This window comes from Streptomyces sp. NPDC127068 (assembly GCF_042724695.1).
In the GTDB taxonomy this organism is placed as follows: Bacteria; Actinomycetota; Actinomycetes; order Streptomycetales; family Streptomycetaceae; genus Streptomyces.
Genome location: NZ_JBHXEN010000015.1, coordinates 125,924 through 147,444, shown reverse-complemented (window position 1 = coordinate 147,444; position 21,521 = coordinate 125,924). Strand labels below are relative to the sequence as shown.

The following is a 21,521-nucleotide window of genomic DNA, read 5'->3' as shown; positions in this document are numbered from 1 at the left end:
TTCGTGACGGGCGGGACCTTCCGCTTCAACTTCTTGTGGAGCTAAGGAGAATTGAACTCCTGACCTCCTGCATGCCATGCAGGCGCTCTACCAACTGAGCTATAGCCCCGTGCCGTGTGCCTCGGGTTCTCCCCGGCGGCGACGCCAACATTAACGCCCCCCGAGCCGGTTCACCAAATCGGTTTCCGACCGCCCTGATCAGGCAAGGGACGGCCGGAGCCGGGCGGACCGGCTCAGGCCGTGGCGAAGGAGTAGAAGCGCTTCAGGGTGCAGTGCTCGTCCAGCAGACGGCCGTAGATCGGCTCGCCCTCCAGTTCCCGGTACGTCTCGATCGGGTCGCCCTTGATGATCAGCGCCCGCGCGCACTCCTCGCACCAGTACTGGTAGTCCGGGTTGACCGGCTCCATGTCACGGACGATCGGCGTGCCGCCACCGCACCAATCACACTTGCGCCTGTGCGCGCCCATCGATCAGCTCCGGGAGCGGCTGCGGGCCGCGCGCACGAAGGAGCTCCCGAGGTGGTCGCCGGACGTCCGGGCGAGGGGGGCGACACCGGGGGGCGGGCAGTCGGGACGGGTCCCGGTCGAGGGTTCCGGAAGCGCTCCGCGCCCGGGTGGCATCCCCAGGGCGAGAGGGCGGTCGCCCCCCTCGCGGATGCTCGAAGGCATCGCTTCTCCCTCCCGTCGGGCCGCGTCCCCATCCGGCCGCTTGATTCTGCCACGGACCGACCGCCGTGGTCAGCGACGCATGCGTACCGGTCCGGACACGGCACGCCGCTCCGCACAGCCCGGACGGCGCACGGAAGGGCACGCAAGCGCACCCACGGGTACATACGCTCCGAACCGCCCGTCGCCTCAACGGGGTTCGTGCCGTTTCCCGGCGCACGCCCGCGCCCGGCGGGTCCGGCGACGACAAACGGGATCGGCCCCTCCGCGTTTCCGCGGTGGGGCCGATCCCGTTCCTGTGGAGCTAAGGAGAATTGAACTCCTGACCTCCTGCATGCCATGCAGGCGCTCTACCAACTGAGCTATAGCCCCGCGCGTTCTTCCCGCCCGGCGGGCTGAACAAGAAGAACTTTAGCCTGCGGGCGGCCGGAAAGTGAAATCCGCAGCCGGTCGCCCGAGCGGTCAGTCGTCGTCGCCCAGCACCGGCTCGGGCAGGGTGCCCGCGTTGTGCTCCAGCAGGCGCCAGCCCCGCGCGCCGCGGCCGAGCACCGACCAGCAGCAGTTGGACAGGCCGCCGAGGCTCTCCCAGTGGTGGGCGTCGAGGCCGAGGAGGCGCCCGATGGTGGTGCGGATGGTGCCGCCGTGGCTGACCACGACCAGGGTGCCGCCCTCGGGGAGCTTCTCGGCGTGGTCGAGGACGACGGGCGCGGCCCGGTCGGCGACCTCGCTCTCCAGTTCCCCGCCGCCCCTGCGGACGGGCTCGCCGCGCTTCCACGCCGCGTACTCGTCGCCGTGCTGCTCGATGATCTCGTCGTGCGTGAGCCCCTGCCAGACGCCCGCGTAGGTCTCGCGCAGGTTCTCGTCGCGCGTGACCTTCAGACCCGTGAGGTCCGCCAGCTCGGTGGCCGTGGTGGCGGCGCGCTTCAGGTCCGAGGCGATGATCGCGTCGGGGTCGAGCGAGGCCAGCAGCCGGGCGGCGCGGCGCGCCTGGAGCACGCCCGTCTCGGTCAGTCCGATGTCCGTGGTGCCCTGGAAGCGGCGTTCCAGGTTCCACGCGGTCTGACCGTGCCTCCACAGGATGATCCGGCGGGTGTTCCCGGACTCGGAGAAGGGCTTGAGGTCCGTCCGGCTGGAGGCGCTCATCGCAGTTCCCCACCCAGCTCGCGCAGCTCGCCCGCCTCGTCGGCGGCCTGCTGGCGCTGCGCGTACTCGGCGGCCTTGCCCTTGGTCGCCTGCGCGTCGGCGGGGAGTTCGATCTCGGGGCAGTCCTTCCACAGCCGTTCCAGGGCGTAGAAGACGCGGTCCTCCCGGTGCTGCACGTGGACGACGATGTCCACGTAGTCGAGGAGGACCCAGCGGGCCTCGCGGTCGCCCTCGCGGCGGACGGGCTTGGCGCCCAGTTCCTTGGCGAGCCGCTCCTCGATCGCGTCGACGATCGACTTGACCTGGCGGTCGTTCGGAGCGGAGGCGAGCAGGAAGGTGTCCGTGATCGCCAGGACGTCGCTGACGTCGTAGGCGATGATGTCGTGGGCGAGCTTGTCGGCCGCCGCCTGCGCGGCGGCGGAGGTCAGCTCAAGGGCACGGTCAGTTGCGGTCACTGCGCGGCTTTCGTTCGATGGTCGGTACCCCTCAAGCGTCTCACGGACGGCGGACCGTTAATCAAACGATTACCGTCCGTCACTGACGGTTGACGGACCCGCCCTTCGGGGCCGCCGTGCCGGGTCCGGACCCGGCACGGCGGTGCGTCAGCCCTGCGGGGCCCGGGGCTCGTAGTCCTGCCCGAGGACCACCTCGATCACGGCGTTGCCCTCGACGGTGCCCTTCTTGACGGCCGATGCGGGCAGGCCGAGCGTCTTGGCGACCTCGCCGGCCTCCTGCTCGCGGGCGGCGTCCCCGTAGACGACCCGGGTGGTCGGGGCGGTGCTCCCGCCCTTGCCGCCGTCGACGACGGTGTAGCCGCCGTTGACCAGGGCGACCCGGGCGGACTCGCCGGCGTCCCCGGTGCCGCTGGCGTTCCGGACGCCGACCCGTACCGCATCGCCCTCGGCGGGGGCCTTCACCGTGCCGCCGAGCAGGGGCTTGACCACCGTGGTGGTGGCCTCGGCGGCCAGCGCGCCCCCGGACTCGACGGGGAGCAGGGCGGTCTTGTGGTCGCCGCCCTTGGCCCGGTCGGAGAGCTTGGCGAGGAAGGCGCCGAGGTCCGGCGCGGTCAGGGACGGGTCGAGGATCTGGGCGAGGGACTCCACGGTGACCGTGGCGGCCTTGGCGTCCGAGGAGATCTTGCGCAGGACGCCCTGCATGACCTGCCCGAAGCGGGCGAGCTGGGCGTCCTGCGCCTCCTTGGGCGCGCGGTGGGTGGCGTAGGCGACGGCCATGGCGCCGCTGAGGGTCTGCTGTTCGCCCTTCCTGACGAACGGGGTCTGCCCCTTCTTGGCCTTCTCCGCGGGGACGTCGGCGTCCGTGTCGATGTCGATGTTGCCGACGAGTTCCACCAGGTTGCTCAGATAGGGCGTGTCGATGCGCCAGGTGCCCTCGATGCTGGTGCCCAGGAGGGTGTCCACGGATTCGCGGGTGCCGGTGGAGCCGTCGTCGTCGACGGACTTGGCGAGGGTGGTGGAGGTGCCGTCGTCCGCGCTGACGGACAGCGTGTTGGGCAGCAGGATGGTGCTGCCCTGCTTGGTGGTGGTGTTGTCCACCAGCAGCGCGGTGGAGGTGCCGCCCTTCTTGGTGTGGTGCAGGTGGACGAGGACCACGTCGCGCCTCTGCGGTCCGCCGGCCGCACCGGTGCCGGACGTGTCGTCGTCGCCGGAGAGTCCGGGCAGCTTGCCGGCGAAGCCCAGGTAGCCGAGGGTGCCGACCACGACCAGCGCGAGGACCACGCCCAGGGCGACGACCCGTCCGCGGGCCCGGCGCTTGGCCTCCTCCCGGCGCTCGGTGCGGTTCTCGGTGAACGTGAGCCAGTCGATGACGTCCTCGGGGTCACCGTCCGGTTCCTCGACGAAGGCGAACTGCTCGGTGCGGTAGTCCCGTTGTCCTTCGGTCCCGGAGGCGCCGTCGTGACCGTCCCGCTCGTCGCCGCCGCCGTCCCGATCGTCGGCGGCGTGACGGGGCTCCTGGGCGGGCACGGGGGCCACGGTCTCGGCGGCGTACCCCTGGTCGGGCGCCGCGGCCTGCGGCTGGCCGTACGGGTCGGGGGAGGCGTACGAGTCGTACGGAGCGTACGGGGCGGTGGTGCCGTAGCCGATCTGGTCGACGCCGACCTGGTCGTAGCCCGGGGCGGTCGTGCCGTACCCGTCGTACGCGGGCTGCTGGACGGCGTACGGGTCGTACCCGTAGCCCTGGGCGCCGGGGTCCACCTGGCCCTGGGGGGTGGCGTACCCCTGTGCCGGGTCGTACGCGGCGGTGGTGTCGTAGCCCTGCGGGGTGCCGCAGCGTTCTAGGGGCGGTGCGTGCTCGGGGCCGTCCCCGTTGTAACCGTCCGTGCCCCGGAAGGGCTGGGGGGTGCCGTACGGGGCCTCGGACGGGACGCCGTAACCGTCGCCGTAGCCCTGGCGGGACGGGGCGGGGTCCTGGGACCTCTGTTGGTAGACGGGGCGGCCGTACTCGTCGTAGCCGGCGAGTTCGTAGCTGGCGAAGCCGTCGCCCCCCTCGGAGTGATCGGGTCCGCCGTAGCGATCGTCTCGGCCGTTCACAGCTGTGCCTCCCGGCTCAGTCGCCGCGGTACAGGTCGCGCTTGTCGATGTAGCGCACCACGCCGTCGGGCACCAAGTACCAGACGGGGGCGCCCGCCGAGACCCTCGCACGGCAGTCGGTGGACGAGATGGCGAGGGCGGGGACCTCCACGAAGGAGACGCCGCCCTCGGGGAGTCCGGGGTCGGTGAGGGTGTGTCCGGGACGGGTGACCCCGATGAAGTGTGCCAGGGAGAACAGCTCTTCCGTGTACCGCCAGGTGAGGATCTGGGCGAGCGCGTCGGCGCCGGTGATGAAGAAGAGGTCCGCGTCGGGGTTGAGGGCCCGCAGGTCGCGCAGGGTGTCCGTGGTGTACGTGGGGCCGCCGCGGTCGATGTCGATGCGGCTCACCGAGAACTGCGGGTTCTCGGCGGTGGCGATGACCGTCATCAGATAGCGGTCCTCGGCGGGCGACACCCGGGTGTCGCTCTTCTGCCAGGGCTCCCCGGTCGGTACGAACACGACCTCGTCGAGGTGGAACTGCGCGGCGACCTCGCTGGCCGCCACGAGGTGCCCGTGGTGGATCGGGTCAAACGTTCCGCCCATCACACCGAGACGGCGCTTGCCGCTGTTCGTCCGGCCGGTAGGCATGTCCTGCTCTCCCATGCGTGCAGACCCTACCGGCCCGTACCGAAGGTCCGGACGGCCGGACCGGTCGAGCGGCGGCGTCCGGCCGTGCGGTGGATCAGCGGGCCGGCGGTCGGGGCGAGCGCGGGCGGGTCAGCGGTCCCGGTTGAAACGGGTCGTGATCCAGAGCAGCAGGAGCAGGACGAAGAGCGCTCCGCCACCGACCACGTACGGGTTGATGCTCGCGTAGGGGCCGTGGTGCTCGCCGCCCGAAGCCAGGGTGACCAGCGGGGCCGCGGTGCTGTGCAGACTCATCTTCGGAGGACCTATCCGGAGGGGGAACGGGCTGGAGACGGGGTGCCTCCGAAGCCATCGTAAGCGTGGCGTAAAGCGTCGTCGCGGGAGGGCCGCGATTACGCCGGTGCGCGTCGCTCCGGCGGACCCCACCGGAGGTCGCCGCCACGCGCCCGGTGACCCGTCAGCACCCGCACCCCTAGGGTGGGCCGAGTTGCGGGGGCGCGCTCAGGGCAGCAGGACGGCCGGGAACCCGGGCGGACGGCCGCGCGTTCCATCGATGACCACGCAGACATGGGGGCGTCATGACGGACGACAACAGCAACGGCACCGGAAGGCCGCCGAACGGCCGTACGCCGGAGGGGAATCTCCCCGGGCGCACGCGCAGGCGGTTCCCGGGCATCTCCTCCCGGGCCTACGAACACCCGGCCGACCGCTCGGCGCTGGTGGCGCTGCGCAAGCTCAGCGGCTTCGACACGGTGTTCAAGGCCCTGAGCGCGCTGTTGCCGGAGCGGAGCCTGCGGCTGTTGTTCCTGTCGGATTCGGTCCGGGTCTCCGACGCCCAGTTCTCCCACCTCAACGACATGCTGCGGGACGCCTGTTACCTCCTGGACCTGGAGAAGGTCCCCGCGATGTACGTCAGTCAGAACCCCCAGCCGAACGCGATGTGCATCGGCCTGGACGAGCCGATCATCGTCGTGACCACCGGTCTGGTGGAGCTGTTGGACGAGGAGGAGATGCGGGCGGTCGTCGGCCACGAGGTCGGCCACGCCCTGTCGGGGCACGCCGTGTACCGCACGGTCCTGCTGTTCCTGACGAACCTGGCGCTGCGGGTGGCGTGGATCCCCCTGGGCAATGTCGCGATCATGGCGATCGTGACGGCGCTGCGGGAGTGGTTCCGCAAGTCCGAGCTGTCGGCGGACCGGGCCGGGCTGCTGGTCGGCCAGGACCTCCAGGCGTCGATGCGGGGCCTGATGAAGATCGCGGGCGGCAACCACCTCCACCAGATGAACGTGGACGCGTTCCTCGCGCAGGCCGAGGAGTACGAGGCCGGCGGCGACCTGCGGGACTCCGTCCTCAAGATCATCAACGTGCTGCCCCGGAGCCACCCGTTCACGACCGTCCGGGCGGCCGAGCTGAAGAAGTGGGCCGAGTCCCGGGACTACCAGCGCCTCATGGACGGCCACTACCCGCGCCGCGACGAGGACAAGGACACCTCGGTCACGGAGTCCATACGGCAGTCCGCCTCCGCGTACGCGAGTGACGTCCGCGACTCGAAGGACCCGCTGATGAAGCTGGTCACCGACATCGCGGGCGGGGCCGGTGACCTCGGCGGGCGGGTCCGCAGCAAGTTCGGCGGCTTCGGCGCCGGCAAGGACACTTCCTCCTCCGCCTCTGCCGCCCGGGACGACGACGGGGAGACGGGCTCCACCGGCCGGACCGGCACCAGCGGCTGACGGCTCAGCCGGTGCGGGGGAGTTTCGGTTGCGCCCCCGCGGCCAGGGTGCCGCAGAGGTTGGTGACACTGCCCGTGGCGTACGGGTCGGTGCCGCGCGGCGGTGCCGGGTCGGCGCTCTCGCCCGCGAGCAGCGGTTGCAGGTGGTCCGCCCAGCCCGCCACGCAGGCCAGCGGCCCGGCCTGCGTGGCGGAGGTCACCAACTCCGCCTGGTGACGCCGTAGGTCGTCCCGGTCGAAGTGGAACGACAGCTGCCGACGGACGGTGAAGAGCGAGGACTCGGCCGGCCCGCCCCGAGCGGGCCGGACCGCGTACACGAAGGTGTGGTCGCTGACGACCTCCAGGGTGTCCGCGTCGACCTCGACGGCCCGCAGGGTGCCCTGCACCCGGACCCGGGGTTCCGCGAGCACCGTGCGCGCGGGGTCGAACCGGACGAGCCAGCCGGTGGCCGCGTGCAGTCCGTCGGCCAGCGGCCGGGCGAAGCTCCGGTCGAACTGCCCCAACTGGTCGGGGTCGACCAGGACGCGCACCGGCCGCACGGCACCGCCGGTGAGGACGTCCGGGTCGAGGGAGGACTCCACGAGGTAGTCCTTGACGGTGGTCAGGGCGGTCATGACCTGGCCACTGGAGAAGTTCGCGGTGCGCCGTGCGGCCGGAAGGGTGATGCCCTCGGCTCCGGTCCCGAACTGTGCGGCCGGACTGTGCTCGTACAGGTCGGTGGACCGGCCGCCCGGGACGGCGGTGACCGGTACCAGCGGGATCACCGTCATCCGCAGCGACCCGGTGCGCTGTGCGGCGGGACCGCCGTACGGCTGGCGCACCCCCAGGTAGACGGCGGTGGCGAAGGCCGCGGCGATCACCACGACCAGCACGAGGGCCTGCCAGGAGGAGCCGCGCCGGTGCAGCGGCGGCGCCCGGCGGACGGCCGGGGTGTGGTCGGTGATGCGCTCCTCGGCCGAGAACTCCTGGAGCCGGGCAGCACGGATGAACGACTCGTCGAAGACGACGGATCGGTACTCGTCATCGCCGCCGGGGGCGCCCTCGGGTGTCCCCTGCGGTGGGTTTCCTGGCCCGCCCATACCTTCAGGGTAGGTCTGAGCAGGGTCCCGTAAACGCGCTGCCGTGCGACAAGTTCCCCGTAGGCCACAGGCGGCCGGAACCTTACGGTGTCAGGGGGTGCGGGGCACCGCTGAGGCCGGCGACCGGATGGCGTCGGGGGGTGTCGCGGGCGGGGCCGAGGGGGGCGTCGACGGTCCCTGCCCCAACTCCGTGGAGCTGGGCCGCGGGGCCGGGTCCTGGCGGTTCGAGGCGGCGCCGCGGTAGACGGCGGCGAAGGCCAGGGCCACCATGCCCACGCCCATGGCGAGGGCGAGCAGCCAGGCGATGGGCCGGTGCCAGCGGGCGTGGCCCATGAAGGTGTCGCTGCGCCCGTAGGACTCCTCCAGGATGTCCCGGGCGTAACGGTCGTCGGGGTCGTAGCTGCGGCCCTCGCCGAAGGCGTCGAGGTCGCAGGCGTCCGGGTCGTCGGTGCCGTTGTCGGGGTGCCCGCCCCGGGTTCCGGCGGGTCGGCCCTCCGCCTCGGCACGGGCCTCGGCCGCCGTGAGGAGCCGTTCCACGGCGCTCGGTTCGCGGACGGGTGCGGCCCGGATGAAGTCCTCGTCGAACACCACGGAGGCGAACTCCTCGTCCGCACCTCCGTGGTCGCGGTCGTCGGGCTCGTCGCCGCCCGGGAGCGGCGTGCCCCCCACGTCCTCCGGCACGCCTCCAGCGTAGACCCGGGGGGACGTTTTGGGCAGACCGTTCCGGTGGATACCCGCCACCACGGGGGCCGCGCGGGGCGGCCGTCCGGGGGACGGGCGGGCGGCTGCGTCAGCCGCGGACGTGACCGTCGCCGGTGACGATGTACTTGGTGCTGGTGAGTTCCGGCAGGCCCATCGGGCCGCGGGCGTGCAGCTTCTGGGTGGAGATGCCGATCTCGGCGCCGAAGCCGAACTGTCCGCCGTCCGTGAACCGGGTCGACGCATTGACGGCGACGGTCGTGGAATCGACCAGCTGGGTGAACCGGCGGGCCGCCGCTTGCGAGGTGGTGACGATGGCCTCGGTGTGTCCGGACGACCAGAGCCGGATGTGCTCCACGGCCTTGTCGAGGGAGTCCACCACCGCGGCGGCGATGTCGTACGAGAGGTACTCGGTGTCCCAGTCCTCGGCGGTGGCCGCCACGACGGTGGCCTTGCTGCCGGCGGCGTGGGCCGCCACCCGCGGGTCGGCGTGGACGGTGACCCCGGCCTCGGCGAGGGCGTCGAGGGCGCGCGGCAGGAACGCGTCCGCGATGTCCCGGTGGACGAGGAGGGTCTCGGCCGCGTTGCAGACGCTGGGGCGCTGCGCCTTGGAGTTGACGAGGATCTCGACCGCCATGTCGAGGTCGGCCTGGGCGTCGACGTAGACGTGGCAGTTGCCGGTGCCGGTCTCGATGACCGGGACGGTGGACTCCTCGACGACCGTGCGGATCAGCGAGGCGCCGCCGCGCGGGATGAGGACGTCGACCAGGCCGCGGGCGCGCATCAGCTCCCGGACGGACTCCCGGCCCTCCCCGGGGACCAACTGGATCGCGTCGGCGGGCAGCCCGGCGCCCCCGATCGCGTCGCGCAGCACCCGGACCAGGGCGGTGTTCGACTCGTACGCGGAGGACGAGCCGCGCAGCAGGACGGCGTTGCCGGACTTGAGGCAGAGGGCCGCGGCGTCGACGGTGACGTTGGGGCGGGCCTCGTAGATGATCCCGACGACGCCGAGCGGGACCCGGACCTGGCGCAGGTCGATGCCGTTGGGCAGGGTGGAGCCGCGGACCACCTCGCCGACGGGGTCGGGCAGGGCGACGACGTCGCGGACGTCGGAGGCGATGGCCCGGACCCGCTCCGGGGTGAGCGTGAGCCGGTCGACGATCGACTCGCTGGTGCCCGCCTCGCGCGCCTTGGCGACGTCCAGGGCGTTGGCCTCGACGATCTCGCGGGAGCGGACCTCCAGCGCGTCGGCGATCGCGAGCAGGGCGTCGTCCTTGGTGGCCCGGGGCAGCGGCGCGAGGTCCGCGGCGGCGGCCTTGGCGCGGTAGGCGGCGCGTGCGACCTCGGACATGTTGTCGTAGGGGGAGGGCGCGGAGAGCGGCGGGAGCGACGTCATGCCCGCAGCGTAGTGCGCCGTCCGTCGGCCGTCCGGCCGTGTCCCACACCCCGAGACGGCCGTCTCGGAGCGCGGCGAAGGCGCGGCGGGCACGTCAGTACGGGTGCACCCCCACGGGGGTGGCCGGGGCCGGTCCGGAGCCCTCCGCGACGCGCAGGTGGTAGGTCTCGCGGTCGATCACCTCCAGGCCGACGATCTCCCAGGCCGGCAGCTGTGCGGTGCGCCGGTGCTCGCCCCAGAGCCGGAGCGCGACGGCCGCCGCGTCGTGCAGGTCGCGGGCCTCCTCCCAGTACCGGATCTCCGCGTGATCGCCCGCGTAGCGACTGGTCAGCAGGAAGGGGTGGTCATGGGCGAGCTGTTCGAGTCCGCGTCTGACCTCGCCCAACGGGGCCTCGGCCCCGGAGACGCTCAGCGTCACGTGCCACAGCCGGGGGGCGTGGCCTCTCTCGTCGACGCCGTCCCCGACGGGACCCGTCAGGGTGCGGTCCTCCCCCACGGCCTTCAGGGCGGGGGAGCCGAGGCCGGCACGCGCTGCCGCCCCCTGGCGCACTCGTCTCACGACGGCCTCCTACACGCAAGTGTCATCCGACTGGTCCCTGCAACGGTCCCCTGCAACAAAGTTGACACCCCATCGACCCGGATGGGGCACTTTTACGGAACGTCCACCTGGTGGATTCCGATCGTTCGGACGGACCTCGCCTCAGGGGCCGAGCAGCACCAGGTCGTCGCGGTGGACGACCTCGCGTTCGTACGCGGGACCCAGCTCGCGGGCCAGGTCACGGGTCGAACGGCCGAGGAGCAACGGGATCTCCTTGGCGTCGAAGTTGACCAGGCCGCGGGCGACGGCCCGACCCCGGGCGTCGCGCAGTTCGACGGGGTCGCCCGCGGTGAACTCGCCCTCGACGGCGGCGATCCCCGCCGGCAACAACGACTTCCGGCCTTCGACCACGGCCCGGACCGCCCCGTCGTCCAGGGTGAGCGCGCCCCGGGGGGTGGATGCGTGCTGGAGCCACAGCAGCCGGTCGGCCGAGCGGCGTCCGGTGGGGTGGAAGTGGGTGCCGGTGTCCCGTCCGGCGAGGGCGTCCGCGGCGTGCACGGCGGAGGTGAGGACCACCGGGATGCCGGCGGCGGCGGCGATGCGGGCGGCCTCGACCTTGGTGACCATGCCGCCGGTGCCGACCCCGGCGCGCCCGGTGCTGCCGATCTCGATGCCCTCCGTGTCGGCGGGCCCGCGCACCTCGGCGACGCGGGCGGTGCCCGGGCGGCTGGGGTCGCCGTCGTAGAGGCCGTCGACGTCGGAGAGGAGGACGAGCAGGTCGGCCCGGACCAGATGGGCGACGAGGGCGGCCAGCCGGTCGTTGTCGCCGAACCGGATCTCGTCCGTGGCGACGGTGTCGTTCTCGTTGACCACGGGCAGCGCACCCATGGCGAGGAGCTCGTCCAGGGTGCGCGAGGCGTTGCGGTGGTGGGCGCGCCGGCTGGTGTCGTCGGTGGTGAGCAGCACCTGTCCGACGCGGACCCCGTAGCGGGCGAAGGAGGCCGTGTAGCGGGCGACGAGGAGCCCCTGTCCGACGCTGGCCGCGGCCTGTTGCCGGGCCAGGTCCTTGGGTCGTCTGTGCAGTCCGAGCGGGGCGAGTCCGGCGGCGATGGCGCCGGAGGACACCAGCACGATCTCCTTCGACCCGCCGTCGCGCACCTTGGCGAGCACGTCGACGAGGGCGTCCACACGATCGGCGTCCAACCCGCCCGCGGCCGTGGTCAGCGAGGACGAACCGACCTTGACGACGATCCGGTGTGCTTCCGTGACCCGCTGCCTCACGCCTGACACGCGCTTCCCCTCAGTCGCCCGATAGTCACCCGATGCGCCCGGATCCGTCCCGGAGTCGGGCGCCGCTCCGCAATCTACGTGAGACCGGCAACCGACGGACCGACATGTCCGATGGCTGAAATCACGCCTTCCTCTTCACAGAAGTCTCACGGAGGTCTCACCATCGAGTCAGTTCCTGAGGAAACGATTCCGTAACGTGAAAGCGGGCAGAAGGCCCGCTATCCGGTCAACTGCTTTTGACGATAACCAGCAAGCCCACCTGCTATGCACGTATCGTCACTCCACTCGTGCATGGATCTGGATCGTGCTGCTAGGAGAGCCCACATCTTGCGTTCCGTCCCCTCGTCTCTCGTTCGGGCGGGGAGGCTCGTCCTCCCCGCCATCCTGGTGGCGTCCTTCGCGGGTCAGGTGATCGGGGCCCTGCTCCCCGCGGTACCGCTGCTGCTCGCAGCGACCGCCACCGGACTCGCGGCCGAAGCCGCACTGCACCGCTGGCACCGTCCGATGGCCTCCGCGCTGGCCCGTACCCGGGCCGACGTCACGGTCCGGGTGGTCCTGCGCGACCTGTTGTTGGTGGCCGGCCTGTTGGCGCACCAACAGAGCCAGGACCAGCGCACGGCCTACCTGCCGCTCGTCCTCGGGCTGTTGACCTTCTACGCCCTGCACTTCGCCTGTCACGCCACGGCGCTCATGGTCCGTCGCTCGCGCACGCTGCCGGTGCTCACCCGCAACATCGACACCTCCGGGCTGCGGCTGACCACGGCGGCGCCCGCGCTGTTGTCCCGCCGGGCGAGCGGCCGGTTGCGGCTGTTCGGGTTCCCGGCGACCGCGGGGCTGATGGCGACGGCGCTGGTGGACTCGCCGACCCCCGCCGTCATCGGGGTCGGCCTGGCCGTCCTGGCCGGGGCGGTCGGGCTCGTCGAACTGCTCACCCGGCTGCTGCCCTCCCGGCGCCCCGCGGAAAGCGAGGAGGTGCTCGACTGGTTCGACGGTTGGCTCGCCGAGTACCGGCCGACCGTGGCCCTGTACTTCTCCGGCGGCACCTCCTCGGCGTACCAGGCCAACATGTGGCTGGACACCCTCGCCCGGCTCGACGGGCGGCCGTTGATCGTGCTGCGCGAGCGGTTCATGGTGCAGAAGATCGGTGCGACGGACCTCCCGATCGTCTGCGTGCCCAAGGTCGCCGATCTGATGCGCCTGGAACACTCCACGCTGCCGGTCATGCTGCACCCCGCGAACTCGGGCAAGACCTCGCAGGTGCTGCGCATACCGACGATCAAGCACGCCTTCGTGAACCACGGCGAGAGCGACAAGCTGTCCTCGGTCAACCCGTACTCGAAGGCGTACGACGAGGTGTGGGTGGCCGGCCCGGCCGCCCGGGACCGCTACGCGCAGGCCGAGGTGGGCGTCGAGGACAAGGACATCGTGGAGGTGGGACGCCCCCAGCTCGACGGCATCCGCCCCTACGCGGGCCACTCGGCGGGCGGTCCGCTGACCGTGCTGTACGCACCGACCTGGGAGGGCTGGGACGGCAACCCCGGCAACACCTCGGTGATCGAGGCGGGCGAGAACCTCGTCCGGGAACTCCTCGCCGACCCCGGGGTCCGGCTGCTGTACAAGCCGCACCCGATGACGGGTTCGGTCGACGCCCGGGCGGGTGCGGCCAACGCCCGCATCCAGGAGATGATCCGCGCCGCGGTGGCCGGGCAGCAGGCGACGCCGGAGCCCGCGGCGGTGGCGGAACTGGAGCAGGCGACGGCGGAGCTGGACCTCATGGTCAGCACGAAGTTCCGCCGGGCGGCCGACGACATGGAACGCATGCTGCTCCAGACCACCCCGGCACCGGGCCGGGCGGCGGAGGTCGCGGCGGCCACGGCCCGGTGGGAGGAGCGGTACTGGGCCTCGCTGCCGCCGGTCGAGCACCAGATCGTGACGGGTTCCCGCCCGGCGCTGTACAGCTGCTTCGACCAGGCGGACCTGCTGATCAGCGATGTGTCGAGCGTGGTCAGCGACTATCTGGCCAGTGGGAAGCCGTACGCGGTCGCCAACACCAGCGGGCTGCCCGAGGACGTGTTCCGGGAGACCTTCCCGACCGTCGGCGCGGCCACGATCCTCACCCCGGACGGCAGCGGGGTCTCCCGGCTGCTCGACTCGGTGCGCCGCCCCGGGGCCGACCTGCTGGTCGGGGCGCGGGCCGAGCTGCGGACACGGCTGCTGGGACCGGCCGGGCAGCCTTCGCTCGCCCGGTTCGACGCGGCGGTGCAGGGGCTGACCGAACAGGCCGCCCACCGGGCCCGGATCGTCGGGGCCATCCCCACCCAGGCCCTGGCCCCCGCCCAGGAAGCCACCGAAGAACCCCTACCGACGGCCCCCGCCGACCAGTAGCACCAGGGCGCCCCGCCAGGCAACAGCCGAACGGGGCGCCCCGTCAGTGAGGCGCCCCGTCAGTAGGGCGCCCCGTCAGGGGCGCGGGGAACTGCGCGACCAGCCCCCCACGACCCCCGGACGAACGACGCACCGGGACGGCAAGCACCCCCGACCCCGAAGCCACCCGCTAAGGGTGCCTGTGCCGCCACCCACCCCACGCGGAAGCGATCATCTCGTCCACCCCGTGCCGAGCGGACCACCCCAACTCCTCGCGGATGCGATCCGCCGAGGCGACGACCCGCGCCGGATCACCGGGGCGACGCGCGGTCACCACGGGCAGCAGCTCCTCGCGCCCGGTGACCTTGAGGATGTGCTCCACCATCTCCCGTACGGAACTCCCCTCGCCCCGACCGATGTTCAGGGTGAGCGAGGTGCCGGGCTCGGCGTCCGCCAGCCGGAGGGCCGCCGCCAGGTGCGCGGAGGCGATGTCCTGGACGTGGACGTAGTCGCGGACGCAGGTTCCGTCGGCGGTGGCGTAGTCGTCACCGAAGATCCGCGGCGGCTCGTCGGCCTCCAGACGTTCGAAGACCATCGGGATCAGGTTGAAGACCCCCGCGTCGGACAGTTCGGGTGAGGCGGCACCGGCGACGTTGAAGTAGCGCAGCGACGCCGCGCGCAGTCCGTAGGCCCGGGCGGAGGCGTTGATCAGCCATTCGCCGACGAGTTTGGTCTCCCCGTAGGGGCTCAGCGGCTTGCAGGGCGTCTCCTCGGTGACGAGCGTCACGTCCGGCATGCCGTAGACCGCGGCCGACGAGGAGAAGACGAGGCGGTCGATGCCGGCGTCGCCCAGCGCGTCGAGCAGGGTCTGGAGCCCGGTGACGTTCTCCCGGTAGTAGTAGGCGGGCTTCTCGACGGACTCGCCGACCTGCTTCTTGCCCGCGATGTGCACCACACCGGTGATCGCGTGTTCGCGCAGCGCCGCGTCGAGGGCCGTGCGGTCGAGGACGCTGCCGATCACCAGCGGCACCCCGTCCGGCACCCGGTCACGACTGCCCGTGGACAGGTCGTCGTAGACGACGACCTGCTGGCCGCCCTCGATCAGGGCGCGCACCACATGCGCTCCGATGTACCCGGCTCCGCCCGTCACCAGCCAGCTCATGGACTTCCCTTCGTCGACGCCGTCCCAGGCAGAATCACCCGGCGACGGCCGAAAATCGAATCGGACATACCGCAGCCTCTCCCGGTTTTCCGGTGCAGCAGTGGATCTGATCGGTTCTGTGAGGGATCTCTCCGTGACCGGAAGGTGACAGGGAACGACCGGTACCATCCGGTTCGGGGGCATCTTGCGCCACCACGGGGAGGGGACGGTGCGCTACGGGGACCAGGGACACCAGGGAAACATCGGGCGAATCCCTTACGATTGTTCGGCGCGGTCTCGTCGACTGGTCCCGGTGAACCCAGCGCGGCCCGACACACCCGCGGACAGTTCTCGGAACAGGTTGAAGGATGCCCAGACTCACGCTCGTCGTTCCCGTGTACAAGGTTCAAGGCTACTTGGCCGAATGTCTCGACTCGATCGTCAGGCAGGACTACACGGACTTCGAGATCGTGGCGGTCGACGACTGCTCCCCTGACGCGTCCGGGGCGATCCTCGACGACTACGCATCGCGCGACGGCCGAATACGGGTGATCCACCTCACGGAGAACGTCGGTCTGGGACGGGCCCGCAACGCCGGGCTGGCCGAGGCGCGCGGTGACTACATCCTGTTCCTCGACAGTGACGACACCCTCGACCCGGGGTCCCTGTCCGCGATCGCCCACCGGCTCGACGCAACCAACCAGCCCGACATCCTGGTCTATGACTACGTGCGCACGTACTGGAACGGAGAGACCCGCCCGAACCAGCGGGCCGACGTGCTGCGCGCCGAGGGCGCCGGGGCGTTCCCGATCCAGGACCGCCCGGAGCTGCTCGACCTGCTCCAGGTCGTGTGGAACAAGGCGTACCGCAGGGACTTCGTGGAACGGCTCGGCCTCACCTTCCCCCACGGGTACTACGAGGACGTCCCCTGGGCGTTCTGCTCGATGATCGGCGCCGAGCGGATAGCCGTCCTGGACCGGGTGTGCGTCCGCTACCGGCAGCGCCGCGAGGGCGGGAGCATCACCGGCACGGTCAGCCGCAAGCACTTCGACGTGTTCGAGCAGTACGACCGCGTCTACGCCTTCCTCGACGCCCGGCCGGAGCTGGACCGGTTGCGACCCCGACTGTTCCGGAAGATGGTCGACCACTTCCTGAACGTCCTCGACAAGCCGGGCCGGCTGCCGCGGAACGCGCGCGCGGAGTTCTTCCACCAGGCCGCCGCCGCCTACGCCGCACGCATACCCACCGGCTTCCAGCGTCCCGGCGGGAGCCGCGGCTACAAGTACGCGATGCTGGAGCGCGACGCGTACTCCGCGCTGGCGGGTGCCACCACGGCCGCCCGGACCCAGCGGGTCGTCCGGCGCCGGGCCCGCGCCGCGGTCAACCAGTCCAAGCGCAGCGCGATGGGCCTGTACTACCAGTCGCAGCTGCGGGCCCCACTGGACGAGAACCTGGCGCTGTTCTCCGCGTACTGGGGCCGGTCGGTGTCCTGCAACCCGGCCGCCATCGCCGAGGAACTCGCCCGGCTCGCCCCGCAGGTGCGCCGGGTGTGGGCGGTCCGCCCGGACGCCGTGGCCTCGGTGCCGGCCGGGGTGGAGGTCGTCCGGGTCGGCTCCCGCGCGTACTGGTCGGCGCTGGCCCGGGCCAAGTACCTGGTGAACAACGTCAACTTCAGCGACGCACTGGTCAAGCGGGACGGTCAGATCCACGTCCAGACCCATCACGGCACTCCGCTCAAGACCATGGGCCTCGACCAGCGGAAGTACCCCGCGTCCTCCCACGGCATGGACTTCAAGAAGCTGTTGGAGCGCTGTGACCGCTGGGACTACAGCCTCAGCTCGAACCGGTTCTCCACGACCGTGTGGGAGCGGGTCTACCCGTGCAGATACGTTTCTCTGGAGACCGGCTACCCGCGCAACGACGTACTGGTGAACGGCACCGCCGAGGACGTGGCCCGGGCCCGGGCCGCGCTCGGCCTCGCGGACACCACGACGGCCTTCCTGTACATGCCGACGCACCGCGAGTACCAGGGCGAGTTCCGTTCCCGGCTCGACCTCGCCCGGCTCGCCGACGAGCTCGGCCCGGACGTGACGCTGCTGGTGCGCGGCCACTACTTCTACTCGTCGTCACCACAGCTCGCCGACCTCCGGCGCAGCGGACGCATCGTCGACGTGTCGGGGCGCCACCCCGTGGAGGACCTCTACCTGGCGGCGGACGCCCTGATCACCGACTACTCCTCGGCGATGTTCGACTACGCCGTCCTGGACCGTCCGATCGTCGTCTTCGCCGACGACTGGGACGTCTACCGCGCGGTGCGCGGAACGTACTTCGACCTGACCGAGGAACCGCCGGGCTCCGTCGCCCGCTCCGAGGACGCACTGATCGAGCTGCTGCGCTCCGGCGCGTGGCGCGGCGCCGAGGCGGCCGAGCTGCGGGCCGCGTTCCGCCGCAGGTTCTGCGAGTTCGACGACGGCCGCGCCGCCGAGCGGGTCGTGCGCCGGGTGTTCCTCGGCGAGCAGACCCCGATCCCTCCCGTTCCGTTCGCGGAGCGTTCCCACGCTCCGCATCCCGCCCAGGTGCTCGAACTGGTCGAGCGGGCCTGACCGAAAGGAAAACCACGTCACATGGCCCCCCGGCTCAGTGTCGTCGTACCCATCTACAACGTGGAGGAGTACCTTCCGGCGTGCCTTGACTCGCTGGAGGCACAGACCCTGCGCGAGCTCGAAGTCCTCATGGTGGACGACGGTTCGCCGGACGGCTCGGCGGCCATCGCCGCCGAGTACGCGGCCCGTGACCCGCGCTTCACGCTCATCCGCAAGGAGAACGGGGGCCTCGGGGCCGCCCGCAACACCGGCATATCCCGGATGTCGCCCGCCTCGGAGTTCCTGACCTTCGTCGACAGCGACGACGTGATCCCGCCGGACGCGTACCGGCTGATGATCACCAGCCTCGACGAGAGCGGCTCCGACTTCTGCACCGGCAACGTCTTCCACCTGCGGGGCGAGAAGTCCTGGCAGGTGCCGTTGCTGAAGATGCTCTCCGGCGAGGCCCAGCAGCGCACCCACATCTCGCAGATGCCCCGACTGGTCGCGGACCGGATCGCCTGCAACAAGGTGTTCCGCCGGACCTTCTGGGAGAAGCACGGGTTCACCTTCCCCGAGGGCATCCTGCACGAGGACATCCCGGTCGTGCTGCCGGCCCACTACCGGGCCGAGGCCGTCGACATCATCGGCGAGCCCACGTACTTCTGGCGGCTGCGCGAGGGCGAGTCCGCACCGTCGATCACCCAGCGCCGCAAGGAGCCGCAGGCGATCCGGGACCGGGTCACCGCGGTCACCTCGGTGAGCCAGTTCCTGGCGAAGCAGTCGGGCCCCGAGTTCGCCGTCTACAAGAAGCAGTACGACGACCGGGTGCTCCGCGACGACCTGCGGATCTTCCTGCGGGTGCTGCCGGACGCCCCGCCGGAGTTCCACGAGGCGTTCCTGGAAGCGACCAACCGCTACCTCGACACGATCGACCCGCAGACGGTCATGGGGCTGCCGACGCTGCTGCGGGTGCAGTGGCTGCTGGTCCGCAAGCACCAGATGGCCGAACTGCTGGCACTGCTCGCCTCGCAGCGCCGCAAGGAGCCCATCGAGGTCAGCGGCGCGTTCCGCAAGTACGCGAAGTTCGCCCCGCTGGAGGATGCCGGGGTGGAGCTGCCGAAGGCCGCCCTGCGCATCGACAAGGCCCTCGGCCTGAAGGCTCCGCTGCGGTCGGTGGAGTGGCACGACGGCAAGCTGGTGCTGTCCGGTGACGCCTGGATCGACAAGATCGACATCGACTCCAAGCGCGGCAGCCTGAAGGTCGTGCAGCTCAAGCACAACGGCTCGGGCCGACGGATCTTCGCGCCCGCCAAGAACATCCACCGCCCGGAGGCCACCACCAACTCCGGTCAGAAGCGCTACAACTACGACTGGGCGGGCTGGGAGCTGACCCTCGACCCGACCAAGCTGCGCAAGGGCGGCAAGTGGCAGGAGGGCATCTGGCACGTCGGCATCAACGTGTACTCCTCCGGTCTGGTGCGGCGCAGCGGGGTGTGGGCGCGCGGCGGCTCGGCGGCGAACTTCCCCACGTACCAGTGGCTGGACGGCGACCACCGGCTGCTGCCCGTGGTGGAGCGCAGTGCGCTGAAGCTGCGGCTGGAGCGGGTCAAGGCGCTCATCACGGACCGCCGGCTGGTCGGCGAGACCCTGGAGATCGACGGTGAGCTGCGGACGGGCGCCCCGTCGGCGGCCAACCTGGTGCTGCGGCTGAGCAACCCGAAGAGCGGCGAGGTCCAGGACTACCCGGCCGAGGTACAGGTCACCTCCGCCGGTCGGGTCTTCACCGCGAAGGTGCCGCTCTCCGAGGCGGCGCTGATCCCGAACGAGGCGCTGGACTCCAAGGCCCAGCCGAACCGCCGCCAGTGGAGCACGGTCCTGGTGGCCACCGACCCGGACGGCACCGAGCACCGCTACAGCACCGTCATGCGGGACGGGCTGACGGACCTGCGCAGCGACATGCCCACCTCGATGGGCCCCGAGGTCGCGCACCACGAGATCGCCGTGGTGGCCGGCAACAACGGCTACCTCAAGATCATCGGTCGGGTGCGCCGTGCGGTGCTCACCCGGGTCGGCGAGCGCGACGGCAAGATCGTCATGGAGGGGTACACCAGCGCACGGCTGGTCGGCGCGGAGCTGTTGGTCAAGTCGCGCGGGCGGTTCGACGAGCGGACGGTGCCCGTCGAGTGGCAGCCGGACGGACGGTTCGCCGTGGCCTTCGACCCGTCGGCGCTGGGCGGCGCGGGCAACGTGCCGCTGAAGGCCGGGCGGTGGAACGTCTTCCTGCGGCTGCCCGACCAGGACGAGGTGCCGAAGTCGGCGTTCGTCATCGAGCGGCACGCGGCGAAGTACTTCCCGCTCAAGACCGTGATCAGCGGCCGGCGTTACTGGTTCGAGAGCCTGTGGGGCACCTACCCGCAGCTCAACTGCCGTTCCGAGCTGAACGACATGGAGCTGGGCCCGTACCGTCAGCTCCAGATGCGCCGCGAGGTGTACGAGCCGGGTCGTCAGCAGCCGCTGCGCGAGCAGGTGTTCTTCCTCAGCTACAACGGCAAGCAGTACTCGGACAGCCCCCGGGCGATGCACGAGGAGCTGCTGTCGCGGGCCAGCGACCTGAAGTACCTGTGGGCCGTGCGCGACGGGCAGGTCGTGCTGCCGCCGACCGCCGACCGGGTCCGCATGTGGGGCCGCGAGTGGTTCGAGGCGCTGGCCACCTCCCGCTACATCGTCACCAACGGGCACCTGCCCGAGTGGGTGGAGCGGCGGCCGGGCCAGGTGATCGTGCAGACCTGGCACGGCACCATGCTGAAGAAGATCGGCCACGACATCGAGACGCTGCACTTCGACCGCGAGTACCAGAACCGGCTGGCCCTGGAGGCCAACAACTGGAGCCTGCTGGTCTCCTCGAACCGGTTCAGCACCCCGATCCTCAAGCGGGCGTTCTCCTACAACGGGGAGGTCCTGGAGGCGGGTTACCCGCGCAACGACTACCTGTACTCCCCCGACCGGGACAAGATCGCCGACTCGGTCAAGGAGCGGCTGGGCCTGCCCGCCGACAAGAAGGTCGTGCTGTACGCCCCGACCTGGCGCGACGACCAGTCGCACAGCGCCGGCCAGTACAAGTTCAGCCTGAAGATCGACCTGGACGACGCACGGGCCCGGCTCGGCCACGACCACGTCCTGTTGATCCGCCGCCACTCCAACATCGTGGACGCGGTGCCGGGCGCGGGCGACGGCTTCGTCTACGACGTCTCGGAGTACCCGGACATCGCGGAGCTGTACCTGGCCGCCGACATCATGATCACCGACTACTCGTCCGTGATGTTCGACTACGCGCACCTCAAGCGGCCGATGCTGTTCTTCACGTACGACCTGGAGCACTACCGGGACACGCTGCGCGGGTTCTACTTCGACTTCGAGGAGGACTCCCCCGGTCCGCTCATCCGCACCTCGGAGGAGCTGATCGAGTCGATCCGTCGGATCGAGGAGGTCAAGGTCGACTACCAGGAGCGGTTCAACCGCTTCCACGCGCTGTTCTGCGACCTGGACGACGGCTCCGCCTCGAAGCGGGTCGTGGACCGGATGCTGGAGCAGTCCCGCCAGCGGTGACGCGCCGCCGTCCCGGGGCCCCGCGCCCCGGGCCGGCGACCGTCGGGCGGTACCGGACGTGAAGACGGGGCCGGCCCGGAGGGAGAGATCCCTCCGGGCCGGCCCCGTGTCC

16 protein-coding genes and 2 tRNA genes are annotated in these 21,521 nt (G+C 71.2%); 4 read left to right on the top strand and 14 right to left on the bottom strand.

Annotation, left to right across the window (positions count from 1 at the left end; genetic code table 11):
• Positions 1-36: 36 nt before the first annotated feature.
• From ACFWIA_RS12400 to ACFWIA_RS12365, 8 genes are all read right to left on the bottom strand, one after another.
• Positions 37-109, bottom strand: a tRNA-Ala gene (locus tag ACFWIA_RS12400).
• A 124-nt stretch (positions 110-233) separates the two neighbouring features.
• Entirely contained in the window at positions 234-467 is a 234-nt protein-coding gene (locus ACFWIA_RS12395; protein WP_255951692.1) for a hypothetical protein, read from the bottom strand.
• Between the two features lie 497 nt (positions 468-964).
• Positions 965-1,037 (bottom strand) — tRNA-Ala (locus tag ACFWIA_RS12390).
• A gap of 90 nt (positions 1,038-1,127) precedes the next feature.
• Complete coding sequence (locus ACFWIA_RS12385; RefSeq protein WP_387003055.1) at positions 1,128-1,808, bottom strand: histidine phosphatase family protein; 681 nt, start codon at positions 1,806-1,808, stop codon at positions 1,128-1,130.
• Positions 1,805-2,263: a ribosome silencing factor gene (gene rsfS / locus ACFWIA_RS12380; RefSeq protein WP_387003053.1), complete on the bottom strand. Its 459-nt coding sequence runs from the start codon at positions 2,261-2,263 to the stop codon at positions 1,805-1,807. The genes ACFWIA_RS12385 and rsfS overlap by 4 nt, the downstream gene beginning before the upstream one ends.
• Before the next feature lie 147 nt (positions 2,264-2,410).
• The gene (locus tag ACFWIA_RS12375) at positions 2,411-4,357 is read right to left on the bottom strand and encodes a LytR C-terminal domain-containing protein (protein WP_387003051.1); all 1,947 of its coding nucleotides are present in this window, start codon (positions 4,355-4,357) and stop codon (positions 2,411-2,413) included.
• Between the two features lie 16 nt (positions 4,358-4,373).
• Complete coding sequence (gene nadD / locus ACFWIA_RS12370; RefSeq protein WP_385487542.1) at positions 4,374-5,000, bottom strand: nicotinate-nucleotide adenylyltransferase; 627 nt, start codon at positions 4,998-5,000, stop codon at positions 4,374-4,376.
• 114 nt (positions 5,001-5,114) lie between these two features.
• Complete coding sequence (locus tag ACFWIA_RS12365) at positions 5,115-5,276, bottom strand: hypothetical protein (protein WP_387003049.1); 162 nt, start codon at positions 5,274-5,276, stop codon at positions 5,115-5,117.
• A gap of 284 nt (positions 5,277-5,560) precedes the next feature.
• Here ACFWIA_RS12365 and ACFWIA_RS12360 point away from each other — a divergent pair, with 284 nt between their 5' ends.
• Positions 5,561-6,712 carry a M48 family metallopeptidase gene (locus tag ACFWIA_RS12360; RefSeq protein WP_387003047.1) on the top strand — a complete coding sequence of 384 codons (1,152 nt, stop codon included), beginning with the start codon at positions 5,561-5,563 and terminating at the stop codon, positions 6,710-6,712.
• Positions 6,713-6,716: 4 nt separating this feature from the next.
• Here the strand turns inward: ACFWIA_RS12360 and ACFWIA_RS12355 are convergent, their stop codons facing one another.
• The 5 genes from ACFWIA_RS12355 to proB all read right to left on the bottom strand — a co-directional run bounded on the left by ACFWIA_RS12355 (position 6,717) and on the right by proB (position 11,713).
• The gene (locus ACFWIA_RS12355) at positions 6,717-7,790 is read right to left on the bottom strand and encodes a hypothetical protein (RefSeq protein ID WP_387003046.1); all 1,074 of its coding nucleotides are present in this window, start codon (positions 7,788-7,790) and stop codon (positions 6,717-6,719) included.
• A 90-nt stretch (positions 7,791-7,880) separates the two neighbouring features.
• Positions 7,881-8,471 (bottom strand): hypothetical protein, encoded by a 591-nt coding sequence (locus tag ACFWIA_RS12350; protein ID WP_387003044.1) that lies wholly within the window; start codon positions 8,469-8,471, stop codon positions 7,881-7,883.
• A gap of 109 nt (positions 8,472-8,580) precedes the next feature.
• Positions 8,581-9,885, bottom strand: coding sequence for a glutamate-5-semialdehyde dehydrogenase (locus ACFWIA_RS12345; protein WP_387003042.1), 1,305 nt, complete (start codon positions 9,883-9,885; stop codon positions 8,581-8,583).
• A gap of 94 nt (positions 9,886-9,979) precedes the next feature.
• Positions 9,980-10,444: a hypothetical protein gene (locus ACFWIA_RS12340; protein ID WP_385487530.1), complete on the bottom strand. Its 465-nt coding sequence runs from the start codon at positions 10,442-10,444 to the stop codon at positions 9,980-9,982.
• A gap of 141 nt (positions 10,445-10,585) precedes the next feature.
• Entirely contained in the window at positions 10,586-11,713 is a 1,128-nt protein-coding gene (proB, locus tag ACFWIA_RS12335; protein ID WP_387003040.1) for a glutamate 5-kinase, read from the bottom strand.
• Between the two features lie 327 nt (positions 11,714-12,040).
• Between proB and ACFWIA_RS12330 the strand changes: the two genes are divergently transcribed.
• A complete protein-coding gene (locus ACFWIA_RS12330; RefSeq protein ID WP_387003038.1) occupies positions 12,041-14,098 on the top strand; it encodes a hypothetical protein in 2,058 nt (685 codons plus the stop codon).
• A 169-nt stretch (positions 14,099-14,267) separates the two neighbouring features.
• On the opposite strand, the gene galE is transcribed toward ACFWIA_RS12330, so the two are convergent.
• On the bottom strand, positions 14,268-15,239 hold the full coding sequence (gene galE, locus ACFWIA_RS12325) for a UDP-glucose 4-epimerase GalE (RefSeq protein ID WP_387003036.1): 972 nt from the start codon (positions 15,237-15,239) through the stop codon (positions 14,268-14,270).
• Between the two features lie 347 nt (positions 15,240-15,586).
• On the opposite strand from galE, the gene ACFWIA_RS12320 reads away from it, so the two are divergent.
• Positions 15,587-17,821: a CDP-glycerol glycerophosphotransferase family protein gene (locus ACFWIA_RS12320; RefSeq protein WP_387003034.1), complete on the top strand. Its 2,235-nt coding sequence runs from the start codon at positions 15,587-15,589 to the stop codon at positions 17,819-17,821.
• A gap of 21 nt (positions 17,822-17,842) precedes the next feature.
• Complete coding sequence (locus ACFWIA_RS12315; RefSeq protein WP_387003032.1) at positions 17,843-21,409, top strand: CDP-glycerol glycerophosphotransferase family protein; 3,567 nt, start codon at positions 17,843-17,845, stop codon at positions 21,407-21,409.
• The last annotated feature ends 112 nt before the right edge of the window (positions 21,410-21,521 follow it).